This is a genomic window from Nocardioides sp. YIM B13467 (assembly GCF_042788075.1).
GTDB lineage: Bacteria > Actinomycetota > Actinomycetes > Propionibacteriales > Nocardioidaceae > Nocardioides.
The window spans coordinates 16,214-36,388 of the sequence record NZ_JBHZPJ010000001.1; the positions used below are offsets into that span (position 1 = coordinate 16,214).

Annotated in this window: 17 protein-coding genes; 11 read left to right on the forward strand and 6 right to left on the reverse strand. The window is 67.5% G+C overall.

Features of this window, described 5'->3' with window-relative positions; translation table 11 throughout:
- Positions 1 to 140 precede the first annotated feature (140 nt).
- Positions 141 to 4,118, reverse strand: coding sequence for a carboxypeptidase regulatory-like domain-containing protein (locus ACFX43_RS00090; RefSeq protein WP_378815610.1), 3,978 nt, complete (start codon positions 4,116 to 4,118; stop codon positions 141 to 143).
- Between the two features lie 394 nt (positions 4,119 to 4,512).
- Between ACFX43_RS00090 and ACFX43_RS00095 the strand changes: the two genes are divergently transcribed.
- Positions 4,513 to 6,342, forward strand: a complete 1,830-nt coding sequence (locus ACFX43_RS00095; protein WP_378815612.1) for a hypothetical protein — start codon at positions 4,513 to 4,515, stop codon at positions 6,340 to 6,342.
- Between the two features lies 1 nt (position 6,343).
- On the opposite strand, the gene ACFX43_RS00100 is transcribed toward ACFX43_RS00095, so the two are convergent.
- Positions 6,344 to 6,883: a TOPRIM nucleotidyl transferase/hydrolase domain-containing protein gene (locus tag ACFX43_RS00100; protein ID WP_378815614.1), complete on the reverse strand. Its 540-nt coding sequence runs from the start codon at positions 6,881 to 6,883 to the stop codon at positions 6,344 to 6,346.
- 74 nt (positions 6,884 to 6,957) lie between these two features.
- On the opposite strand from ACFX43_RS00100, the gene ACFX43_RS00105 reads away from it, so the two are divergent.
- The gene (locus ACFX43_RS00105) at positions 6,958 to 7,707 is read left to right on the forward strand and encodes a helix-turn-helix domain-containing protein (RefSeq protein WP_378815616.1); all 750 of its coding nucleotides are present in this window, start codon (positions 6,958 to 6,960) and stop codon (positions 7,705 to 7,707) included.
- Complete coding sequence (locus tag ACFX43_RS00110) at positions 7,701 to 8,486, forward strand: hypothetical protein (protein WP_378815617.1); 786 nt, start codon at positions 7,701 to 7,703, stop codon at positions 8,484 to 8,486. The genes ACFX43_RS00105 and ACFX43_RS00110 overlap by 7 nt, the downstream gene beginning before the upstream one ends.
- A gap of 4 nt (positions 8,487 to 8,490) precedes the next feature.
- On the opposite strand, the gene ACFX43_RS00115 is transcribed toward ACFX43_RS00110, so the two are convergent.
- The 3 genes from ACFX43_RS00115 to ACFX43_RS00125 all read right to left on the reverse strand — a co-directional run bounded on the left by ACFX43_RS00115 (position 8,491) and on the right by ACFX43_RS00125 (position 12,070).
- Positions 8,491 to 9,108, reverse strand: coding sequence for a nucleoside/nucleotide kinase family protein (locus ACFX43_RS00115; RefSeq protein ID WP_378815619.1), 618 nt, complete (start codon positions 9,106 to 9,108; stop codon positions 8,491 to 8,493).
- Positions 9,109 to 9,272: 164 nt separating this feature from the next.
- Positions 9,273 to 10,808 (reverse strand): alpha-N-arabinofuranosidase, encoded by a 1,536-nt coding sequence (locus ACFX43_RS00120; RefSeq protein ID WP_378815621.1) that lies wholly within the window; start codon positions 10,806 to 10,808, stop codon positions 9,273 to 9,275.
- A gap of 239 nt (positions 10,809 to 11,047) precedes the next feature.
- Positions 11,048 to 12,070, reverse strand: coding sequence for a LacI family DNA-binding transcriptional regulator (locus ACFX43_RS00125; protein ID WP_378815622.1), 1,023 nt, complete (start codon positions 12,068 to 12,070; stop codon positions 11,048 to 11,050).
- Positions 12,071 to 12,206: 136 nt separating this feature from the next.
- Between ACFX43_RS00125 and ACFX43_RS00130 the strand changes: the two genes are divergently transcribed.
- Both ACFX43_RS00130 and ACFX43_RS00135 read left to right on the forward strand, forming a co-directional pair.
- Positions 12,207 to 12,458 (forward strand): helix-turn-helix transcriptional regulator, encoded by a 252-nt coding sequence (locus tag ACFX43_RS00130; RefSeq protein WP_378815624.1) that lies wholly within the window; start codon positions 12,207 to 12,209, stop codon positions 12,456 to 12,458.
- Positions 12,458 to 13,483 carry a YDG/SRA domain-containing protein gene (locus tag ACFX43_RS00135; RefSeq protein ID WP_378815626.1) on the forward strand — a complete coding sequence of 342 codons (1,026 nt, stop codon included), beginning with the start codon at positions 12,458 to 12,460 and terminating at the stop codon, positions 13,481 to 13,483. Before ACFX43_RS00130 ends, ACFX43_RS00135 begins: the two co-directional genes overlap by 1 nt.
- A gap of 111 nt (positions 13,484 to 13,594) precedes the next feature.
- On the opposite strand, the gene ACFX43_RS00140 is transcribed toward ACFX43_RS00135, so the two are convergent.
- Positions 13,595 to 14,326: a helix-turn-helix domain-containing protein gene (locus ACFX43_RS00140; RefSeq protein WP_378815628.1), complete on the reverse strand. Its 732-nt coding sequence runs from the start codon at positions 14,324 to 14,326 to the stop codon at positions 13,595 to 13,597.
- Positions 14,327 to 14,410: 84 nt separating this feature from the next.
- Between ACFX43_RS00140 and ACFX43_RS00145 the strand changes: the two genes are divergently transcribed.
- The 6 genes from ACFX43_RS00145 to ACFX43_RS00170 all read left to right on the forward strand — a co-directional run bounded on the left by ACFX43_RS00145 (position 14,411) and on the right by ACFX43_RS00170 (position 20,009).
- Entirely contained in the window at positions 14,411 to 15,289 is an 879-nt protein-coding gene (locus tag ACFX43_RS00145; protein ID WP_378815630.1) for a DUF5919 domain-containing protein, read from the forward strand.
- A complete protein-coding gene (locus ACFX43_RS00150) occupies positions 15,289 to 16,077 on the forward strand; it encodes an inositol monophosphatase family protein (protein ID WP_378815632.1) in 789 nt (262 codons plus the stop codon). The genes ACFX43_RS00145 and ACFX43_RS00150 overlap by 1 nt, the downstream gene beginning before the upstream one ends.
- 44 nt (positions 16,078 to 16,121) lie before the next feature.
- Positions 16,122 to 16,604 carry a TrmO family methyltransferase gene (locus ACFX43_RS00155; protein WP_378815634.1) on the forward strand — a complete coding sequence of 161 codons (483 nt, stop codon included), beginning with the start codon at positions 16,122 to 16,124 and terminating at the stop codon, positions 16,602 to 16,604.
- Positions 16,605 to 16,744: 140 nt separating this feature from the next.
- Positions 16,745 to 18,871: a Tox-REase-5 domain-containing protein gene (locus tag ACFX43_RS00160; RefSeq protein ID WP_378815636.1), complete on the forward strand. Its 2,127-nt coding sequence runs from the start codon at positions 16,745 to 16,747 to the stop codon at positions 18,869 to 18,871.
- Positions 18,868 to 19,569 carry a hypothetical protein gene (locus ACFX43_RS00165; RefSeq protein WP_378815638.1) on the forward strand — a complete coding sequence of 234 codons (702 nt, stop codon included), beginning with the start codon at positions 18,868 to 18,870 and terminating at the stop codon, positions 19,567 to 19,569. The genes ACFX43_RS00160 and ACFX43_RS00165 overlap by 4 nt, the downstream gene beginning before the upstream one ends.
- A complete protein-coding gene (locus tag ACFX43_RS00170) occupies positions 19,566 to 20,009 on the forward strand; it encodes an agglutinin cell wall attachment protein (RefSeq protein ID WP_378815640.1) in 444 nt (147 codons plus the stop codon). Before ACFX43_RS00165 ends, ACFX43_RS00170 begins: the two co-directional genes overlap by 4 nt.
- Positions 20,010 to 20,175 lie beyond the last annotated feature (166 nt).

Sequence of the window (20,175 nt, forward strand, 5' to 3'; positions counted from 1 at the left end):
TAGGGGGTTGTTCTCGCAGGCGCGGCGATCGTACACCGCAGCACCGACATTCGAGGCCCGCCAGAGCGGTTCCGAACAAACACGCGAAGGCCCCGGACACCGGCTGGTGCCCGGGGCCTCGCTGTCGAGCCGGTCGAGCGCTAGTCGAGCGGCTTCAGGTCGAAGTCGTAGACAGTCGTCTGACCAGCCACGATCTGCGCCTTCTTGGTCGCCGGGACGAACCCGTCGGCCGCGACGACCACCTGGAGCGGCGCGTTGGACTTCTGCATCCAGTACCCGTAGGTGCCGTCCGCATCAGTCCGCAGCGTCACGTCGTACGACACGCCGTCGAGGGCCACCACAGCACCCTCGAGCGCCTCACCCGAGCCCGTCACCGTGCCCGTGATCTTGCCCCAGCCCGCGGGCGCCTTCACGATCATGGTCGCCGGGACCGGCGCCACGGTGTAGGGCGTGTTGTTCCCGATGACCACGTCGGCCGTGTAGGTGCCCGGCTGGTCGACCGTGGCCGCGAACGTGGCGATCGCGGTGACCGACTTGCCCGGCGCCAGGGTGAACGACGGCGGCTGGACGTCCAGCCACGCGACGCCACCGCCGCCACCGGCCTCACCGGTCACATCGAGGATGATGTTGGAGTCGGGGAACCCGAGCTCCGCGGCGTCGGTCGGCTCCGGCGTACCGCAGGCGTCGGAGGCCAGGTAGGTCGGCGACGTCTCGGCGGCGGGGTTGCCGCCGAAGTAGACCGCACCACCTGCGACGGAGACGACCAGGATGTCGTCCGGCGCGATCTCCGCCGACGCCGCGATCGGCACCGTGTAGGTCGCCCCGAAGTCGCCGGTCACCGTCGTCGTACCCGACCCGATCGGGGTCAGGTTGGCGAAGGTGAACGCCGCGCCCTCCGCCAGCGTGTAGAGCGTCGCCGTCACCGGGGTGCTCCCGTTCGCCGACTCCTGGACCGCGAAGCTCACGCTGGTGGGCGTGAAGCCGCCGGAGATCCCGAAGTCACCGGGTGAGTAGGTGCGCAGGATCGTCGTGGTCCCCGAGGGGCACGCGACCGAGCTGGCCTGCACGACCTCGTGCGAGCTCGAGTGGGACAGGGTCGTCTCACCCGCGGGAGTCGGCGCGAGAGCGGTCACCGAGGGCTTCCCCGACGAACCGAGCTTGCTCCCCGACTTCGACGAGGTCAGGCCCGACGCCTTCGAGCCGGCGCCCGGCTTGGTCTCGACAGTCGTGGCCTTCTTGGTGACGCTCTTGGTGACACCGGCCGAGGCGGTCTTGTCACCCTGGATGACGATCTCCTCGCCGGTGGCACCCAGATCGACCTCGGCGGGCGCGGACCCGGTGTTGGTGATCTTCAGGTTGCGGGAGACCGAGCCACCCATCGCGAGGCTGGCGTTCAGCGCCGTCTGGGTGACGGCGAGCTTGCCTGCCTTGAGCTGGGCGTTGGAGGTGAGCGTGGTGTCCTCGGCGACGGTGAGGTTGCGGCTGATCGGGTCGTAGTCGGGCGCGGTGAAGCTCACGCCGTACTTCCCGGTCACCAGGTCGACGCTGTAGGAGCCGTCGGCGCCGGTCTCGACCGTCTTGACGGAGCCGCCGGCGGTCGGGGTCAGGGTTACCTCGGCGCCGTCGATGCCTGCCTTGGTGTTGTAGTCCTTGACGACACCGGAGACCGTGCCCATCGGGGCCAGGTCGAAGGTGATCGACTTGTTGTCGCTCAGCGAGGCGGTGTTGAGCGAGAACTGGGTGCCGATCGTGCCGGTGGCGTTCTCGATGCCGATCGTCGCCGAGTTGCCCCGCCCGCGATCGGTGCTGGGCAGGTCGCCGTACCCCAGCTCGACCCGGCCGTCCTCGAAGAGGGTGACCGAGAAGTCGAGCAGCTGGTCCGAGCCGTTCAGCGGGTAGACGTCACGCCACTCGATGACGAACGCGTCCACGCCGTCGACCGTCGTCGCTCCGGTGAACACGTCGGCCTCACCGCGGGCGTCGAGGTCGTCCCAGAACGGGTAGATCGCCGCGTTCGGCACGGCCGTGGACGGGATCGCCCCGTTGCCGTAGGCCGTGCTGGACGCGAGGAAGTTCACGTGACCGTTGGACGCGACGTACGCCTTGGCGTAGCTGCCTCCATAGAGCGGGAAGCTGAACGGCAGGTCCACCGAAGCGGCCGCGTCGTCACCCTCGAGCCCGAGCGCGGTGGTGCCGGAGCGTACGCCGCTCGAGCCCTCCGAGCAGAAGTAGCCGTAGCCGTCGTAGGAGAAGACCACCTTGACGTTGTGGGTCTTGGCACCCGTGACCTCGATCTCCGAGCTCGTGGCCTCGGCACAGCCGGACCCCTCGGTGAAGATCGTGTACGTCCCCTCCGGAACGCCCGCGATCGAGTAGGTTCCGTCGGCGCCCGAGGTCGCGGACAGGTTGCCCGGCGAGAGCTGGACCTCGGCCCCGGCGATCGGGGCGTTGGTGCTGGCGTTGGTGACCGTGCCGCTGACCGTGTGCTTCGGAGCCTCGGCGAGGTCGAAGTCGACGGTCGTCGTGGCGTCCTGGGTGACCGTCGCGGATCCCGTCTCGGTGACGAAGCCGAAGGCGGAGGTGGTCAGGTCGTAGTCACCGACGAAGACGCCGGCCGAGAAGTGGCCCTCGGCGTCGGTCGTGAGGGTGCGGTCGAGAGCCTCGCCGTCGAGCTCGACGGTCGCGCCCTCGATCGGCTCGCCGCCGCTGGTGACGGTGCCGGCGACCGTGCCGCCCTCGGCCGGAGCCAGGGCGATCAGGCGCGCCAGGTCGAGGTAGCCCTCGCCGTACACGTTGTTGTTCTCGGCGGTGCCACCGCAGGTGGTGTCGTCGACGTCGGTCGCCGCCTCGTTGAGCAGGCGGCGGGTCTCCTCGACGTTACCGATCAGGGTCGGGTTGTAGCTCCACAGGGCGGCGACTGCACCCGCGAGGTGCGGGGCGGCCATCGAGGTGCCGTTGTAGCTGGCGTACCCACCACCCGGGACGGACGAGCGTACGTTCACGCCCGGCGCCGCGATGTTGGGCTTGACCAGACCGTCCTGGCCCGGGCCACGGCCCGAGAAGGAGGCGACGGTGCCCGAGGAGTCGACCGCGCCCACCGAGTAGGTGAGCACGTTCGCGCCCGGGGAGGACGTCCCCTGGCACATCGAGCCCGGGTTGCCGGAGGCCCACGAGGAGAACTGGCCGGCTGCGTTCCAGGCGGCGTTCACGTCGTCGAAGAAGGAGTCGATGTAGCCGACGCCGTTCCAGCCCCAGGAGTTGTTGATGACGTGCGGACGCTTGGCGACGTCCGGGTTCTCACCGGAGGCGTCGGTCGGCTCCAGCAGCCACCAGCCCGACTCGAGGAGTCCGGCGTCGGTGCCACAGCAGCCGTTGGTCTCGATCCACTCGGCGTCGGGTGCGACACCGATCTGGTTGCCGGCGCCGTCGTCGCCGATCATGGTGCCCATGGTGTGGGTGCCGTGGCCGTCGAGGTCGCAGGGACCGCTGGAGCAGTCGCCGTAGGCGTCGTACCAGTTGTAGTCGTGGGTGAAGGTGCCGTCACCGTTGTTGCCGCGGTACTGGTTCACCAGGGCCGGGTGGGTGTAGTCGGTGCCGGAGTCGACGCTGGAGACCACGATGCCGGCGCCGGTCGCGCCCTGCTCCCACGCCTCGGGGGCATTGATGAAGTCGATGCCCCACTCGATGCCCTGCGGCGCCTTGGTGGCCGTCTCCTCCTTGACCGGCTCCACGAGCGAGAGCTTGGCCCGCTCGTGGACGGTCTTGATCTCCGGGTCGGCGGCCAGCTTCAACGCCAGGTCCTCGGAGCCGTCCTTCACCAGGATCGCGTTCGAGATCGCGTACGTCTTGTAGCTGACCTTGGCGGCGTCGAGCTCGGCGACGGCGCCGGCCTGAGATGCCTTCGCCGTCTTCTCGAGCGCGTCGACGACGTACTGGCCACGCTCGGTCCAGTCGTCGATGGATGAGGCCGGGCCGAGGTTGGCCTTGTCGGAGAACCGGAGCCAGAAGTCGGTCGAGTCCGACTTCTCGAACTTCGACTCGAGGGTGGACGTGAGCTTGGCCGCAGGGGCCTTGTCGTCGGCTGTAGGGGTGCCGGCGAATGCGGGAGTGGCAAGCATCGCAGCCGCTGCGGCGAGTATGCCTGTGGCTGCTACGGCCGATCGGCCGAGGCGTGAATATCTCAAGGTGGGTCTCCTTGCGGAAACCGTCGGCAAAACCCGCGAACAGAGATCGTGCACATTCCCGGGTAATGCGGACGGATCGATTATTGCCACGGGAAAGCGTTCTCTCGATTTGTTACAGGCGCAGTCATTCAGAGCGCCGGAGCACGGCAGATACCTGCCAATGTCGTAAATGCGTCACAGCTCTAGACAAGTTGGCGAGGCAAATATGACACAGCCGCGTCATTGACACCCGCCCCCGGTATCGGCTCTGACGAATGCTCCGTCAAAGGCCGGGTCGTTGACGTAGGTCCGCTTTCCGTTCGCTGTACGTTTTTGTAAAAGGAGGGGCATGTCTGCGATCAAACGCGTGACGAACACGTCCGAGGCCGAGGCGCTGGCGGCGTTGCTCAACGGCGACTCCCGGACGAAGCCGACCGTGGTGGTGACGGTCGCGTCAGGACACACCGAGCCCTACGCCGATGTCGAGCGGATCGCGGCCGAGATCGGCGACCTCGCCGACCTCTACCTGGTCACCACCGGCGGACACACCTGGGCCTTCTCCAACAAGATGACGCCGGGCACGCAGGTCTACGGCGGCGCCGGGCGGGTCTACCCGGTCGGCCTGGGGTGGAACATCGATCTGAAGCAGGCCCCGCTGCGGTTCGCGTGGAACAAGTCCGAGGGCAAGAAGCTCACCGGGCAGCTCATCGACGACGCCCTCGACATGGCCGCGGCGGCCGGCCTCTTCGACAGCGCTCGCACCGCCTCCACCCGCGAGCGCCGCGCCGGCACCGTGCGCTCGATCATGAGCGAGCGCGCGCTGGTCGACCTCGTTGGTGGCGACATGGCCTCGGTCCCGCCTCAGCTCGCCCAGGCCGGGGTCCCGATCGAGCGCGTCCTCGCTCCGGGGATGCACGTCGACGGCGTACTGGAGAAGAAGTCACGCTGGCTCGACATCCGGGAGAGCCGTCCCACCGCCGAAGAGGCCTTGAAGACGTACGCCGCCGGGGACGTCGTCCCCGCCGAGGTGCGCTCCGTGCTGGCCGGCTCGGCCGACCTTCGCCTGCATCCCGACGTCACCGTCGAGCTCTTCCGCTCGGACGTGACCGGCGACCCCGACGACGACCTCTCGGCGCTCCTCACGCCCGGTGAGGTCGTGCTCGCGCGAGTCGTCGCCACCGGACCCAAGTGGCGGCTGTCGCTGCGCGAGGTCCGCGAGCACGACACGGCCCGCGAGGCGCTCGCCCTGTACGCCGGTGGTCCGCCCTGGCTCGACCCGGATGCTCCGCCGCCTGCGGTCGTCGAGCATGTCGATCCCGAGCCCGTACTGCCGGAGACCGCTCAGCTGGCCGAGCCGGTCGAGCCTGCTGCCGAGCCCGTTGTCGAGGCTCCGGCCAAGGCGGCGATCCCGAGCCCCGCGATGATGCCGCGGCGCAAGGGCGAGCCGGTCCGCGCGGTCCGACCGGCGCCTGTGCCGTCGCCCGAGCCCTCGCCGATGCCGGAGAAGGAGCACCCGCCGGCGAAGAAGGCCGCGGTGCAGTCGATGTCGCTGCAGGTCACCGCGATCAAGGCCGAGAAGGCCCACCTCGAGGCCGAGCTGACCGAGCTCCGCGACCAGGTGTCCGGGTTGCGCAACGAGCGCGTGCAGTTCGCCAAGGACCTCGCCCGCGCGGCCCGACAGGTCGAGACCCGCGACGCCGAGCTGGCCCGGATGCGCTCCCAGCTGCGCCGCGCCAAGCAGCGCACCGCGCCGCCCGACGTCGCACTGCCCGTCTTCGCCGACCGCGAGCGCGGCTTCCGACACCTGGTCGAGGCCGCCTGGGCCCGCCGGATCCCGGTCGGCGAGCAGCCGACCCGGCCGCTGCCGGACTTCGCGATCGGCGAGCGGTTCCTCGACAGCGTCGACGCGCTCGAAGGCATCGCCGTCGACAAGATCGCCGACGTGGTCATGGAGGTGCTCACCGGCCTGGCGGAACAGTCCACCGGCCGCGAGCTGCACCAGCTGCGTACCTCTGCCGGAGGCAACGCCGCGCCACAGTCCCGCCCCGACGGCGCGGTCTGCTACCGGGTCTCGATGCAGATCCATACCCCCAGCGCCCGCCGGCTGCACTTCTGGAAGTGCCCCGACGGCACCATCGAGCTCTCCCGCGTCGTCGTCCACGACGACATGGAGCCCTAGCTCAGCCCCAGCACCAGGTCAGCAGCCCGATGAGCGGGTCCGGGATCGACTCGAGCTCCACGGCCTCGCCGAGGATCGTGCCGTAGCGGATCTTGCGTCCCGACGCGGTGCCGAAGAAGCGGTGCAGCTGGTCGGCGACCTCCTCGCCGCGGTGCTCGGGCTGGTTCTGCAGCGTACGGAACTTGCCGCCCTCGCCGTTGGCCTCGAGGATCTCGACGATCCGCGCCGCCCCGATCGCCCGGATCATCTCGTCCTCGAGATCGCGGCGGCACGCGAAGAACCCCTGTCCGGAGAGGTCCTCGCCGACCTGTCGGCCGAGCGCGTTGGTGACGAAGTGCTCCTCGGCCTCGTCGTAGAGTCCGCCGACCCGATGCCCCGCGGCCGTCGTCTCCCGGATGAACCGCCCGGCGTTGCCGGCGCCGCCCATGGAGACGACCTCGATCCCGAGCTCGGCGAACTCCACCCCGTAGCGCGGAGCCAGCGCCTCCACCAGTGCCTTGTCGGACTCCCCCTCGACAAGCAGTGTGATCGGTCGCGTCATGGCGCACACGATAGAAGAACGTGCGCCGCCGCGCCTGTTCCATATATGCAACAAGCCGCAATAGGATTGCATATATGGAACAGGACGTCGGCCGCCTCGTCGCCGAGTGCATCGAGCACTCGGGGCTCAACGCGCGCCAGGTGGCCGCACGAGGCGGCGTGGCCGCGTCCACGGTCCACCGGATCCTCAACAACCAGGTCAGTCCGTCGGTCGCGACGCTCCACAACATCACCGCCGCCTGCGGGCTCGACCTGACGATGAGCACCTCACCTTTGGCATCCGCAGCAGCCGCCGCTGCAGCGCGAGCCATCCTCGACGAGAACTACCCAGCTGATGTGGCCCCCGACATCGAGCAGTGGGCCGCCCGGCTCGACACCTGGGCCGACGGCGACCCGGTCCAGATCATCGAAGAGGCGGCGCGCGCATCCGGTGTCCTCCATCGCCGCGACGCGATCCGGCTCAGCGGTGAGGCCACCATCGGCCGGCTCGCCTCCGCCGGCGACGCCTCGGGACAGCATTGGGCACTCTCCGGCGCGGCCGGCCTGGACCTTCCCTCCTTCGACGAGGCAGTCCCCCGAATCTCGGTCCTGTGGTGCGAGGATCCGAGCGAGATCCGGCCGCTGCTCACCGGCGGAACCCTCCGTCCGGCCTCCGCGCCGCACCGGTCCACCGTCGTCATCGCCGCCGCCGAACCCGACCTGTTCCTCGGCACGTTCGAGCGCGATCAGGTCGTCTACGCGGCCCCGATCCAGATCGCCATCGACGCCATCTCGGTCGGCGGCGACGCCGCGGCCCGCGCCCGCGAGGAGATCCGGACATGGTGACGAAACAGCCCCGCTGGGCGCCGGACCCCGAGACGTACGCCGCCCGCAAGCCGACCACCGACGACACCTACCGGGTGGTCACGGACCGCGAGGCCCGGGTGCGCGACACCGGCATCTGGTGGACCGAGGTCGACACCGACCGCGTCCGCCCGAGCGACACCGATCACGCCTGGCGCCGGTTCCGCGCGAGCCTGCCCGAGCTGATCTGGAACGCCGCGAGGCTCGAGGGCAACAGCTTCACCCTTCCCGAGGTCCGCTCCCTCCTCGACGGCGTCACCGTCGGTGGCCATCGGACCGCGGAGGAGCTGCAGGTCCTGGCGCTCGACGAGGCGTACGGCACGCTCCGCGACCTGATCGGGTACGGCAGGTTCCATATCGACAAATCGACGTCCGACCGTCTCAACCGGATCGTCGCCCGCCACGAGACGCTCGACGCCGGAAGGTTCCGCGGCGAAGGCACGCTGCGCCGCAATGGCAGCGAGCTGCTCAGAGCCCGCTTCGCCACGCTGCAGGAACGCCTTGCCGAGGCCGACGACCCACGGCTCCAGGCACTGATCTACTTCTGCTCCGCCACCCGGACCCGGTTCTACGCCGGCGCCAACAAGCGCACCGCCCTGCTGATGATGACCGGCATCCTGATCTCGAACGGCTTCGACGCCGTCACCGTCCCCTACGTCCGGCGCCTCGAGCTCGACCACGCCCTCGACACCCTCTTCGACACCGACGACGCCACCGAGCTGATGGCCTTCCTCATCGACTGCGCCGCCTCCGAGGGCTGACGGCTCACAGCACCAGATCGGCCCGATCCCGCGTCGCCCGCACCAACGCGGCGTTGCGCAGATCGCTCTCGGCGATCTTCGCCTCCGCCTCCTCCCGCGACCTCCCGCCGGCGAGGAACCGCTCGAGCAACCTGGGCACCAGGACGGCGTCCGGGACATCGACGAACCACACCTCATCCAGCAGCCCGCGTACGTCCTTCCACGGCCCCTCATCCAGCAGCAGATAGTTGCCCTCGGTGATCACGATCGGCTCGGCCTCAATCACGACTCCGCCCGGCACAGGTTCGTCGGTGACCCGGCTGAACGTCGGCCACTCGACCCGTCCCTGCCGCTCCCGCACACGTCGCAACGCCGCCACATACCCCTCGGCGTCGAAGGTGTCCGGCTCCCCCTTCCGCCCCCGCGCCCCCATCGAGTCCAGCTCCGCGTTGCTCCGGTGGAACCCGTCCATCGGCGCCACCACCGCAACGTTCCCGGACTCGTTGAGTACGTCCCGAAGCCGCTCCGCCAACGTCGACTTTCCTGCTCCCGGAGGCCCGACGATCCCGAGCACGAACCGGGCGCCCGCCTTCTCCCTGATCTGCTCCGCCAGCCGGAGGAGTTCGTTCTCACTGAGGGCCAAGGTAAACCTCCACGACGCACCCGAAGGCGACCCGGCAATCGGGCCTTTTACTAGACGATGACACTTTGTGAACGGTTCACAGAGTGTCATCGTCTAGTAAAAGGCATGACGAAACCCCGCTCACGCCGCGGGATCCCGCCATGCATCAAACTACGCCCGTGCGGTCACGACACCGCCACCTCGAGCTCGACCACAGCCCACGACAGCGGAGGCAAGGACAGCCGTACGCTGCCGTCCTGGACACCGACGTCGCGAAGCGGCACGAGCCCCACCCGGTCGGGTGCCGCCTCGACGTTGGACGCGTGCCGGTCGCCGCCCTCGGGGATGGTGAGGACCTCGGCGCTCGCCACCCGCGCCACCCCGAGCCCGCGCAGATCGACGGTCACCTCGGAGGCCTCGTCGAGGCCCCGGTTGGCGACGAAGAGCGCGACCCGACCGTCCGCCTCGGACCAGGTCGCGGCGGCGTCGATGACATCGACGTCGCCGAACTTCTCGGTCGGGATCTGGTCGGCGGAGACGGCGAGCCGCAGGATCTGCCCGCGGGCGAGGGAAGCCATCCGAGCGAACGGCCAGAAGATCGTCTGCCGCCAGGCTGGTCCACCCTGCTCCGAGCGGATCGGGGCGATGACGTTCACCAGCTGGGCCTGGTTGGCGATGCGTACGCGGTCACCGTGGCGCAGCAGGCTGTTGAGGAGGGTGCCGACGACGACGGCGTCGGTGACCGAGTACTCGTCCTCGATCAGCCGCGGGTGCTCGCGCCACTCCTTCTTCACCTGATCCGGCTGGTCCTCGGAGTCGAGGCCCTCGGCGTACCAGACGTTCCACTCGTCGAAGGAGATGTCGACCTGCTTCGTGTGCTTGCCGGCCGCCTTGACGGCGTCGATCGTGGCCACGACGCCGTCGATGAACGCGTCCATCCCGACGGCCTCGGCGAGGAACGAGGCGGCGTCCTCGGAGCGCTCCTGGTAGTACTCGTGCATCGAGATGTAGTCGATCTCGTCGTACGCGTGGGTCAGGACGGTGTGCTCCCAGCTGCCGAACGTCTCCATGTAGCGGTTCGAGGAGCCGACCGCGACCAGCTCGATCGAGTCGTCGACGAGCTTCATCGCCTTGGCCGTCTCCTGCGCCAGCCGGCCGTACTCGTGTGCCGTCTTGTGGCCGATCTGCCACGGCCCGTCGAGCTCGTTGCCCAGGCACCACAGCTTGATGTCGAAGGGCTCTTCGGCTCCGTTCTTCCGCCGCAGATCCGACCAGTACGTCCCGCCGGGATGGTTCGCGTACTCGACCAGCGCCCGCGCCTCCTCGACCCCACGCGTACCGAGGTTGATCGCCTCCATCACCTCGACGCCGGCTTCCCGGGCCCAGCCCATGAACTCGTGCAGCCCGAACTCGTTGGTCTCGATCGTGTGCCAGGCGCCGTCGAGGCGGCGGGGCCGGTCCGCGACCGGACCGATCCCGTCCTCCCAGCGGTAGCCGGAGACGAAGTTACCTCCGGGGTAGCGCACCACCGTCGGGCCCAGCTCCCGGACGAGCTCGAGCACGTCCTTGCGGTAGCCACGGTCGTCGGCGGTCGGATGGCCGGGTTCGTAGATGCCGGTGTAGACGCACCTCCCCATGTGCTCGACGAACGACCCGAAGAGACGTCGGGGTACGTCGGCGATCGTGAAGTCACGGTCGATGGTGATACGTGCGCGGGTCATGGCACGAAACTATTACATCGTTGTAATGACCCAGGCAAGAGTCTCCGCCTCCCCTATTCGGTGGATCCCTTCCGACCCCGACCGACCACGCCTCGATCACGAGTGCCAATGGGAAGCATGAAGTCCCGAAGGCCACGCTCCCGATGAGTACGACGATGCTCGTCGCCGCAGGTATCGGCTACCTGCTGGGCATCCTCGTCGGCGTGTGGATCGCACACGGCCGCTGGACCGCCCACTAGCTATCGCGTAGTGCTCGCCCGGACGACCAGCTCGTGCGGGATCGCCACCGCGCGCGGCGGGGACGTACGGTCATCGATCCGGGTCAGCAGCAGATCGACCGCCGCCTCGGCGAACGCGCGCCGGTCCAGCGCGACCGTGGTCAACGACGGGTTCATGAACCGGGCGTGCTCGACGTCGTCGAACCCGGTGACCAGGACGTCCCTGGGAACCTCGAGCCCGTGCTCCTGGAGCACGTGCATGGCGCCGAACGCGATCGAGTCGGTGAACGCCATGATCGCGTCGAACTCGACGCCGCGGCCCAGCAGCTCCTCCGCCGCTTCGGCCCCACCCACCATCGACCACTTCTCCACGTTCACCTCGAGCGCCGGGTCGTACGCGACGCCGTGCTCGCGGAGCGCTCGGTGGTAGCCCTCGAGCCGCTGGACGCTGGTGGCCATGGCATCTGTTGCGTCGGTCTCGCCACCCAAGACCGCTATCCGTCGCGCGCCGCGCTCGAGAAGATGGGCCGCCACCTCGTACCCCGCCTGCCGGCTGTCGATCAGCACCCGGTCGACCTTGTGCTGCTCGACCTCCCCGATCAGCACCACCGGCGGCAGCTGGTCGTCGTGGACGACGATGCTGTCCTGGAGCCGGATCGGGTTGAGGATCAGCCCGTCGATCTGGTGCTCGCGAGCCCGCGAGACCAGGTCGTACTCCCGCTTCGGCTCCGCCCCGGTCTCCTCGATCTGGACCGCCATCCCCCGCTCGTGCGCCACCTGCACCACCCGGTGCACCACGTCCGCCGAGAACGCCGTCGCCAGATCCGGCAGCGCCAGCGCGATCACCCCCGTCCGGCCGTTGCGCAGGCTCCGGGCACTCAGGTTCGGTACGAACCCCAGCTCCTCGACCGCCGCCCGCACCTTCTCCTGCGTGTCCGGACGTACGAACACCGTCCCGTTCATCACGTTCGACACTGTCTTCGGCGACACCCCCGCCAGCGCCGCGACATCCTTCACCGTCGCCCGCCGCGGCCCCCTGGTCATGATGTCAGCGTAGATGAGGGCGCCCCTGCGGCTTGCGTGGCGAGAACCCTTTGCCTGGATAAGTACGCCAAGCACCCCAGCCGGACAGAACTTTTATGTTCTCGTCTGGCGAATGCATGTTGACCAGGGTTGACGCGTGTCGAAAACCAAGGCCGGAACCCACCGACCTCTCCCCACAACCACAGCACAGACCCTTGCCTCACGCCTGCGTTATCTCCGCGAACAGGCCGGACTCACTCAAGAGCAGGTAGCAGGGACCGCCGACGTCTCCGTCCAAATGGTTCGACGCCTCGAAGCAGGAACCGCCAATCCCACTCTCGGCACACTCCACGCAGTTACCACCGCGCTCGACATCGCGTGGACCGACCTCTTCGTCGAGATCAAGTAATGGCCACTTACTACTTTGGAGAAATCCCGGGGCAGCCCATCGGTACCTCGTACGCCGCCCGCGTCAACCTTGCCGAAGCCGGCGTTCACCAAGTAAGGCAACAAGGCATTGCAGGAAACCGCCACATGGGATGCGCGTCCATCGCCATCTCAGGCGGCTACGAGACAGACGAGGACCACGGGCACGAGATCTTTTACACCGGTTCAGGCGGGCGGGATAGCAGAACTAAGAAGCAGGTCGCCGACCAATCCCTCGACAAGAGTGACAACGCTGCCCTCGTGCGCTCCGAGCAAACTGGTCTCCCGGTTCGGGTCGTTCGAGGCAAGGTGTCGGACAGTGAATACGCGCCTGCCAGTGGCTACCGATACGACGGCCTCTACAAGGTGATCAACCACTACGAGATCTACCCCGACGACGGGTTCCGTCGCTGGATGTTCCACCTCGTGCAACTCACCGCCGAGGAAGCCGCCCCGCACACGCCTCCTGAGAACATCGCCGCGAACAGTCGGGCGTTCGACGAACTCGGCCTCGGCTCGGAACCCCACAGCTCCGCTTCCACCCCACCGACCGACCCATCCCGAGTCGACCCGTTCTACGACGGGCCGATCGAACTCGTCCTCCCATCGGGCAAGACTGATCCCGGCACCAAGACCGTCATCAGCCAACGAGTTATCCGAGACACCAAGGTCACTGCCGCAGTGAAAGCCATGTACGCAAACACCTGCCAGATATGCGGAGTCCGGGTCGAAGTCAGGGTCGGCGGGTACTCAGAAGGTGCGCACATTCGACCTCTCGGCAGACCGCACCACGGCCCAGACACCATGAACAACATCCTCTGCCTCTGCCCAAACCACCATGCAGCCTTCGATAAGGGCGGGCTGTACCTAGACGACACCCTGACCGCTTACACCGCCGACGGATCAGTCCTCGGCACATTGTCGATGCACGATGACCACGACATTGATCTGAGCAACATCCGCTATCACCGCAACCACCACAAACACGGCGTCAACGAACACACATGATCACCCAAGCCGCTACCGGTCCCGGCGTCCCACTGGGCCTAGTGTCTCGCGGATTCTGCTTGCAGCCGCTGGCCCACCCCTGCGTGATGGGCCAGCGACAGGCTCCTGGGATCAGGCCTCCAAAGGCCCAATCAGGTCCGCCGCCCGTGCAGCCGCCTCATCGATACGTGCCTGGTCAGCCAAACAGACCCGGAGACAAGACGCGGCGACGATCGTCTCGATGGTCGGCGTGATCCGGTGCCCGCGAGAGCGCATGCCAATGACAACCTCGACCAACTGGAGCAGCAGCGTGCCGAGGAGATCGCGGTCGGGAGTCATTGCTGCTGAACGACCGGCGGTGATCTGAGTTCCCAGCCGCGCGTACGCATCTCGAAGCTCGTTACGTGCGGAGCCGAACGGCTCGAAAACATCCTTGCACTGCACCTCCGGAAGGCGGCTCAGCACGCCAGCGTTGCGCGGCGCAGCGGCGAGCGTACGCACGTCCAGCACGACCAACACGTGCAGCAGCACGTCCGGCCCCGCCCCGGCGTCAGCAGCCAGGGCCTCGATCCTCTCGATCCTGTCGAGCGTGGGCCTGACTGATCGCTGGAGCAGCTCGCCCAAGATTTCTTCCTTGTTGGCGAAGTGGAAGTAGAGCGACGCTTGCCGGATCCCCACCGCCTCGGCGATGTCTCTAGTCGAGGTCGCTGCGAAGCCCCGTTTCACGAACAGGCCGGCCGCGATGTCGAGAATCTCCTCACGCGGCGGCACCGACGTCGGTCGCCCGCCCGCGACCTGAGGCAACACACGAGGACGTCCAACCCGGCGAGCCACCATCGCTCCGCGGTGCGTGCTTGAAGTCATGTCTTTACGCTAGGTTCGATCTTGTCTCGTGCTAGTCTCACTTCGTCTCATATTGGTCCGGTTTTGGTCTCATGGAGTCTCATCATGTCTACGGAAGCGGCTCACCCCACGCGGGTTGATCAGCCGACGACGGTGCTCAAGGCGTTGCTGGAGCGGACGCATAGCGCGCAGTACGCGGTCTTCGTGCGCGACTACAACCGCCACGCTCGGACCGCTTCTCCCGAGATGAAGGCTCCCAGCCGCGCGACGTTCTACCGCTGGCTCAGCGGTGACCTCGGCACCCGTCCCCACCCCGGCCACCGCAGGGTGCTGGCCAGCATGTTCCCCGGTTGGGAGGTCGACGAGCTCACCCAGACTTGGGAGCCGGGGATGCCCCTGGTGCGTGAACGCACCGACCGCCCGACACCGGCGACCGTGGGCGATCTGGCTGGGGTTACCCATGTCTTTCAGAACCGGCCGGCGTTCCTTCGTGAGTTCTCCACGAGCCGCCTCTTCGACGCCGCCACAGAGGTCGACGGCTTGGGGCTCTCCCACAACCTGCTGTGTCAGCAATACCCCGATGGCGACCTTGCTGACCTGCTCGGTCGTGCCCGTGTACGCCTGTTGTTCCTGGATCCTGACGGTGATGCGATCCGAGTCCGTAACACCGAGGAGGGCCACGCCGAGGGACACCTGTCGGAGTGGACCCGGGCGAACCTTCAGGTCATCGCCAAGCACCGAGCCGGGCTGTCGCCCGAGGCAGCCGATCGTGTCCAGGTCCGGCTCTATGACGAGACCGTCCGCTTCCAGGTGTTGCTCATCGACGGCAACCTGGGGATCGTGCAGCCCTACCTGCCCCGTGGTCGTGGACTCGACAGCCCGACCTTCGTGATGCAGTCCCTGGTCGGCGCCCCGTCGCTCTACTCGACCTACCGCCAGATCTTCGACGACATTTGGGCTCGAGGAAGCGAGATCACCGCGTGATGCCAGACCTGGACAAGTATCTCGCGGCCGCCCACGACGCCGTCGACCTGGCCGACAGGATCCTGCGGGCGAACCGGGACCACGCCGTCGCCTTCAAAGGCGATCGGGACCCGGTCACCGAGACCGACCTGGCCATCGAGCGGGCCATGCGGGACAGCCTCCACCGCGCCACACCCGAGGCGGGGTTCCTGGGCGAGGAGACCGGCGGCAGCACCGACGGGCTCGCCTGGGTCCTCGACCCGATCGACGGCACCGCCAACTTCACCCACGGTGTCCCACTGACCGCGGTCAGCCTCGCCCTCCTCGACCACGGCGAACCAGTCATCGGCCTCATCGCGGCCGAAGCCGAAGGCGTCCGGTACGCCGCGGTGCGTGGTCGAGGCGCAACTCGAGGCGGAGCCCCCATCAGGGCCAGTGCGTGCACCGAACTCCGCTCAGCCATGGTCGCGATGGGCGATTACGCCACCGGCTCCGAAGCCACGGCGCGCAACCAGACCCGACTTCGCATCACGGCCGTTCTCGCTGCCCGCGCCCAACGCGTGCGCATGCTTGGCAGTGCCGCCATCGACCTCGCCTGGGTTGCCGCCGGCAAGCTCGACGCCTCAGTGATGCTCTCCAACAAGCCCTGGGACACCGCTGCCGGCGTACTCCTCGCCCGCGAGGCCGGCGCACAAGTCACCGACCTCGACGGTCGCAACCACGAACTAACATCGACCGCCACGATCGCAGCCGCACCGGGGATCGGTGACCACCTTCTCGACGCGTTGAGCCGAGACGACCCCGCCTGACTACGACACGGTGCCTGACCCGAACCCACCGACAAGGAGCATCCGTGGAACCCATCCCCATGACCCCGATCGCCCAGATCGTCGGCGGCCGCACCGATCCCACCGATGACTACTGGGGTGGCACCCAGGCGATCATCCGCCTCGACCCCGACCTGTACCCGGTCGAGGCGACCCAGGGTCTCGAGGAGTTCTCCCACCTCGAAGTCGTCTTCTTCTTCCACCTCACCGACCAGACCGACCTCAACCTCGGCCTGCGCCGTGCCCGCGAGAACCCGGCCTGGCCCGAGGTCGGCAACATCGGACACCGCAACATGCGCCGCCGCAACTGGCTCGGTATCTCCCGCTGCAAGCTCATCAAGGTCGACGGCCTCGACCTCCACGTCGAAGACCTCGACGCCGTCGATGGCACCCCGGTCATCGACGTGAAGCCATGGTTCGCCGAGTTCGGCCCGCGCGGAGAGACTCACCAGCCGGCTTGGGTCACCGAGATGCTCGGCGACTACTTCGCTCCATCGACCGAGGTCTAGCTGGCTACTCGGTAAACGGTGGCAGCCCTCGGCACCGTGGGCGAAACTGCTGTTTGGTTTCGGGAGCATCGGGGGACATGAAGTTGGGTGGTCGGGCACCGCTTCGAATACGCCGACACGGCGGGCGATCGCGTCTGCTCGTGACGTTGCTCGCCCTGACCTTCGTCGTCATCGGATCGGTCGTCGCCGGCTCGCCGGCGGGCGCGGCGGGTCTCGATGCGTGCAACAACGACGATGCGCCCATCCCTGCCTCCCCGCACGGCGCGGGGTCGTGGATCGTCCAGCTCGGCGAGAGCCCGAAGGACGGTGATCCTTTCGACGACGACGGCGTGACCCTGGAAGCGACCTACGGCACGACTCCGCAACTGTGGACCTACGACAACGGGTGCACGGGCCAGTTCGTGGCCGGGGCGGGGACGGCGATCGGGAACATCCTGCTCCAAGTCTCCGGCGCGATTCCGAACTGGACCCACGCGCTGCTGGCTGCCGTTGTCGACCCAGACTCTCCTGTCCAGGCTCTCGACAATCCGGTCGTCGATGCCACCCGTGCAGTCACCGAAGGCGTCTGGCGCCCATGGATCACCATCGCCGTTCTCCTCGTCGCCGCAACCGCGATCTGGCGCGCACGCACCGGACACATCGCCGGATCTGCAACCGCTGTCGCATGGGCTGGTGTCGTAATGCTTGGGACGACCCTGCTGATCTCCTACCCCGCCGAGTCGGTCCGCCTGGTCGATGACGGCGTACGCAACGCGGTCACGCTGATAGCGACGGGGTTCGAGGACCACCCAGCACCCGGCGAGAATCCAGCAGTAGCGGCGATCAACGGCCAGATGGACGAGGTCGTACGTTCCACCCAGTACCGCACCTGGCTCACCGGCGCCCTGGGCGACGCCGACTCTGCCACGGCCCGCGAGCACGGACCAGACCTGTTCCGGGCGACCCACTTCACCTTCGACGAATACGAGACCTACCGGTCCGACCCCGAAGGCGAGGGCAAGGCGATCGTCGAGGAGAAGCAAGACGCGTTCAAGACGATCGCCGAGCAGATCGACCGTGAAGACTCGGTCGCGTACGAATACTTCACGGGCGAGCACTGGGGTCAGAGGGTCACTGCCGGTCTGGTCAACCTGGTCGCGGTGATCGTGACCTGCGGCTACCTGCTGATCGCTGGGTTGGCGATCCTGCTCGCGTTCGTGCTCATCCGCCTCATCGTCCCGTTCGCGCCGGCCGCCGGGATCCTGTTCATGTTCGATCGCACCCGCGACCTGGCAGTGGGCTGGTTGCATCGCGTGATCGGCCCACTGGTCATGGGGCCGATCTACTTCGTCGTGGCCCTGTGCCTGCTCCGGTTCTTCAGCGCAGTTCTGACCAACGGCCAGGTTCACTACACCCTCAAGCTCGCCGTCTGCGCAGTCCTCACCTACGTCGCTTGGCGCTTCACACGTCCCGCTGCCTACGGGGTCGGACATATCTGGGGCGCTGCCGGGTTCGCCTGGGGGATGGCCACCGGCTGGCGTCGCCAGGCCGCTCCCTACCTCCCGCCTCCACCAGAAGAACCTCCCGCCGTAGCCACATCTGGTCGGCAGCCGCAGGCGATTCCAGGTCAATCAGCAGTCGGGCCGACCGCGCACGGCGGCCAACTGCCAGCGCTGTCGGCGCCAGTTCCGGCATTGCCACCATCTTCGCAGTCGTCAATCGCTTCAGCACCGTCTTCACCGGTTCGTCAATTCAAGAAGGACACTTTCGATGCCAGCCGGGCGGCGACCTACACCTCAGGAGACGCGTACCTGCCTGGAGATGCGCCGGCGCACCTTCCGGCAACGACGTTCCAGCCAGGCGATTCAACGCCCGGGTGGCGTGCGGTCAACCGAGGGCCGTACAAGCCGTGGATGGGCTATCAGGAGCAGATCACCGGCGTCCAGCGAACTCCGTCTGGCCACATCCCCGAGTATCACCTGCCGAACCCAGAGACAGGCTCCACGGTGAAGTTCGACGGGCATACGCAACGGGGTGAGGACCGCCGGGAGGTCTTCCTCGAGGCCAAGCGCGGCTATCGAGTGATGGTCTTCAAACCAGACTCAAAGATCGCAATCAGCATGGCTGACAGCCTCGTTTCGGAGGCGAATCGGCAGCTCGACGTGCTGCCAGAGGACGCCGAGCTGGAATGGCACGTCTCGGACGAGTTCTCCGCGAACAAGATGCGCACGCTCCTCGCGCAGCAAGGCATCTTCGAAATCGAAGTCATCTACACTCCAGAGATATGACCCAGACGGTGGACGACCTGGTGGCCTGGGCGGCGCGAGACGCGCACGTCTGGGCAGGCTGGCTTCCTCGAGACGAATCGCCCGAGACGATCGCAGCGCGCGCCAAGCGCCATACGAACGCGATCGGCAACTTCGTCGGTGCTGCGGCGTGGACGATCTCAAGTGGTGCACCATGGGACGGCGATCTTGCGGCTCTCGTTGCTGCACATCCAGTCAGGGACGACGAAGGCAACGTCGATGCAGCCTACGGCTATGTCTTCAGCCTCCACGCCGAAGGCACAAAGGCCGACGTGACGATGCGCTACATGTGCGGCGGGCGCGTCGCCGGTCGTCGTGGCCCGAACAATCACCTCACTGTCGAGGTGCGGCCCACCCAGACGGACGCGTTCACCGCTCGGGTCGTGGATGACATCGCGATCTCAACGATCGAGGCATGGGAACCGGCCGCATTGGCCTTCCGCGATGAAGAAACACTCATGACAGCGCGCCGAGGCGGTTGGTCGATCCCGGTCGGCTACCGCACCTGGATCGCAGACAGCGTCGGCCACGTCGATGCCGCAACTCACGGCATCGCATCACAGCACGTGGCCGGCGGCTCCTATCTTTCAGCGCCCGACGGTTGGGACGCCGACGCCGTTGTCCACGGCATGCTCCAGACCTTCTCCGCCAACGGTCTTGACAAGATCCGCCACACATGAATCGGCAGCGCGCGCTGATCGGTGAGATCTCTGCGCTCATACCGACCGGGCTGACCGGTCCCTGGCGCAAGCTGACCTTCAACCGCAGCGCCCTCTCCATGCTGTCCGAGCACGAACTCATCGTCGAACGACCCGACGGCACCCTCGACAAGTCCGCAAGAGTCCCGTTCGAGGTCGATGACCTCCTCAACGAACTCCGCAAGGTCATGTACACACCCGGCGCCGGCACCTGGATGTCAGCCCAATGGACCATCACTGACCTCGGCGACGGCCACGCCGACGTGCGCGCAACGTTCAACTACGACGGCGAGTCCCGATGGAGCATGCCCGTCCGTGCGTTCAACTACGCCATCGACGTTCGCGACTTTCCGCAAGACGACGGCGACGTTCCAAACTGGCTGCGCCAGCAGCTCGCCGAGGTAGCCCCCGAGTCAGCCTGATGGACGCATTAAGGCACCGTGAGCGACACCGCACCCGCATCCGTCAGTGACCGTGACGAGCGCGTGACCATCATCGGCGCCGGGGAGCCGAGACTGACGACGGCGGCGGTGGTCTCGGCACGGCCGGCCATCCCAGAACACGGAGACTGGCACACCAGCATGAGGG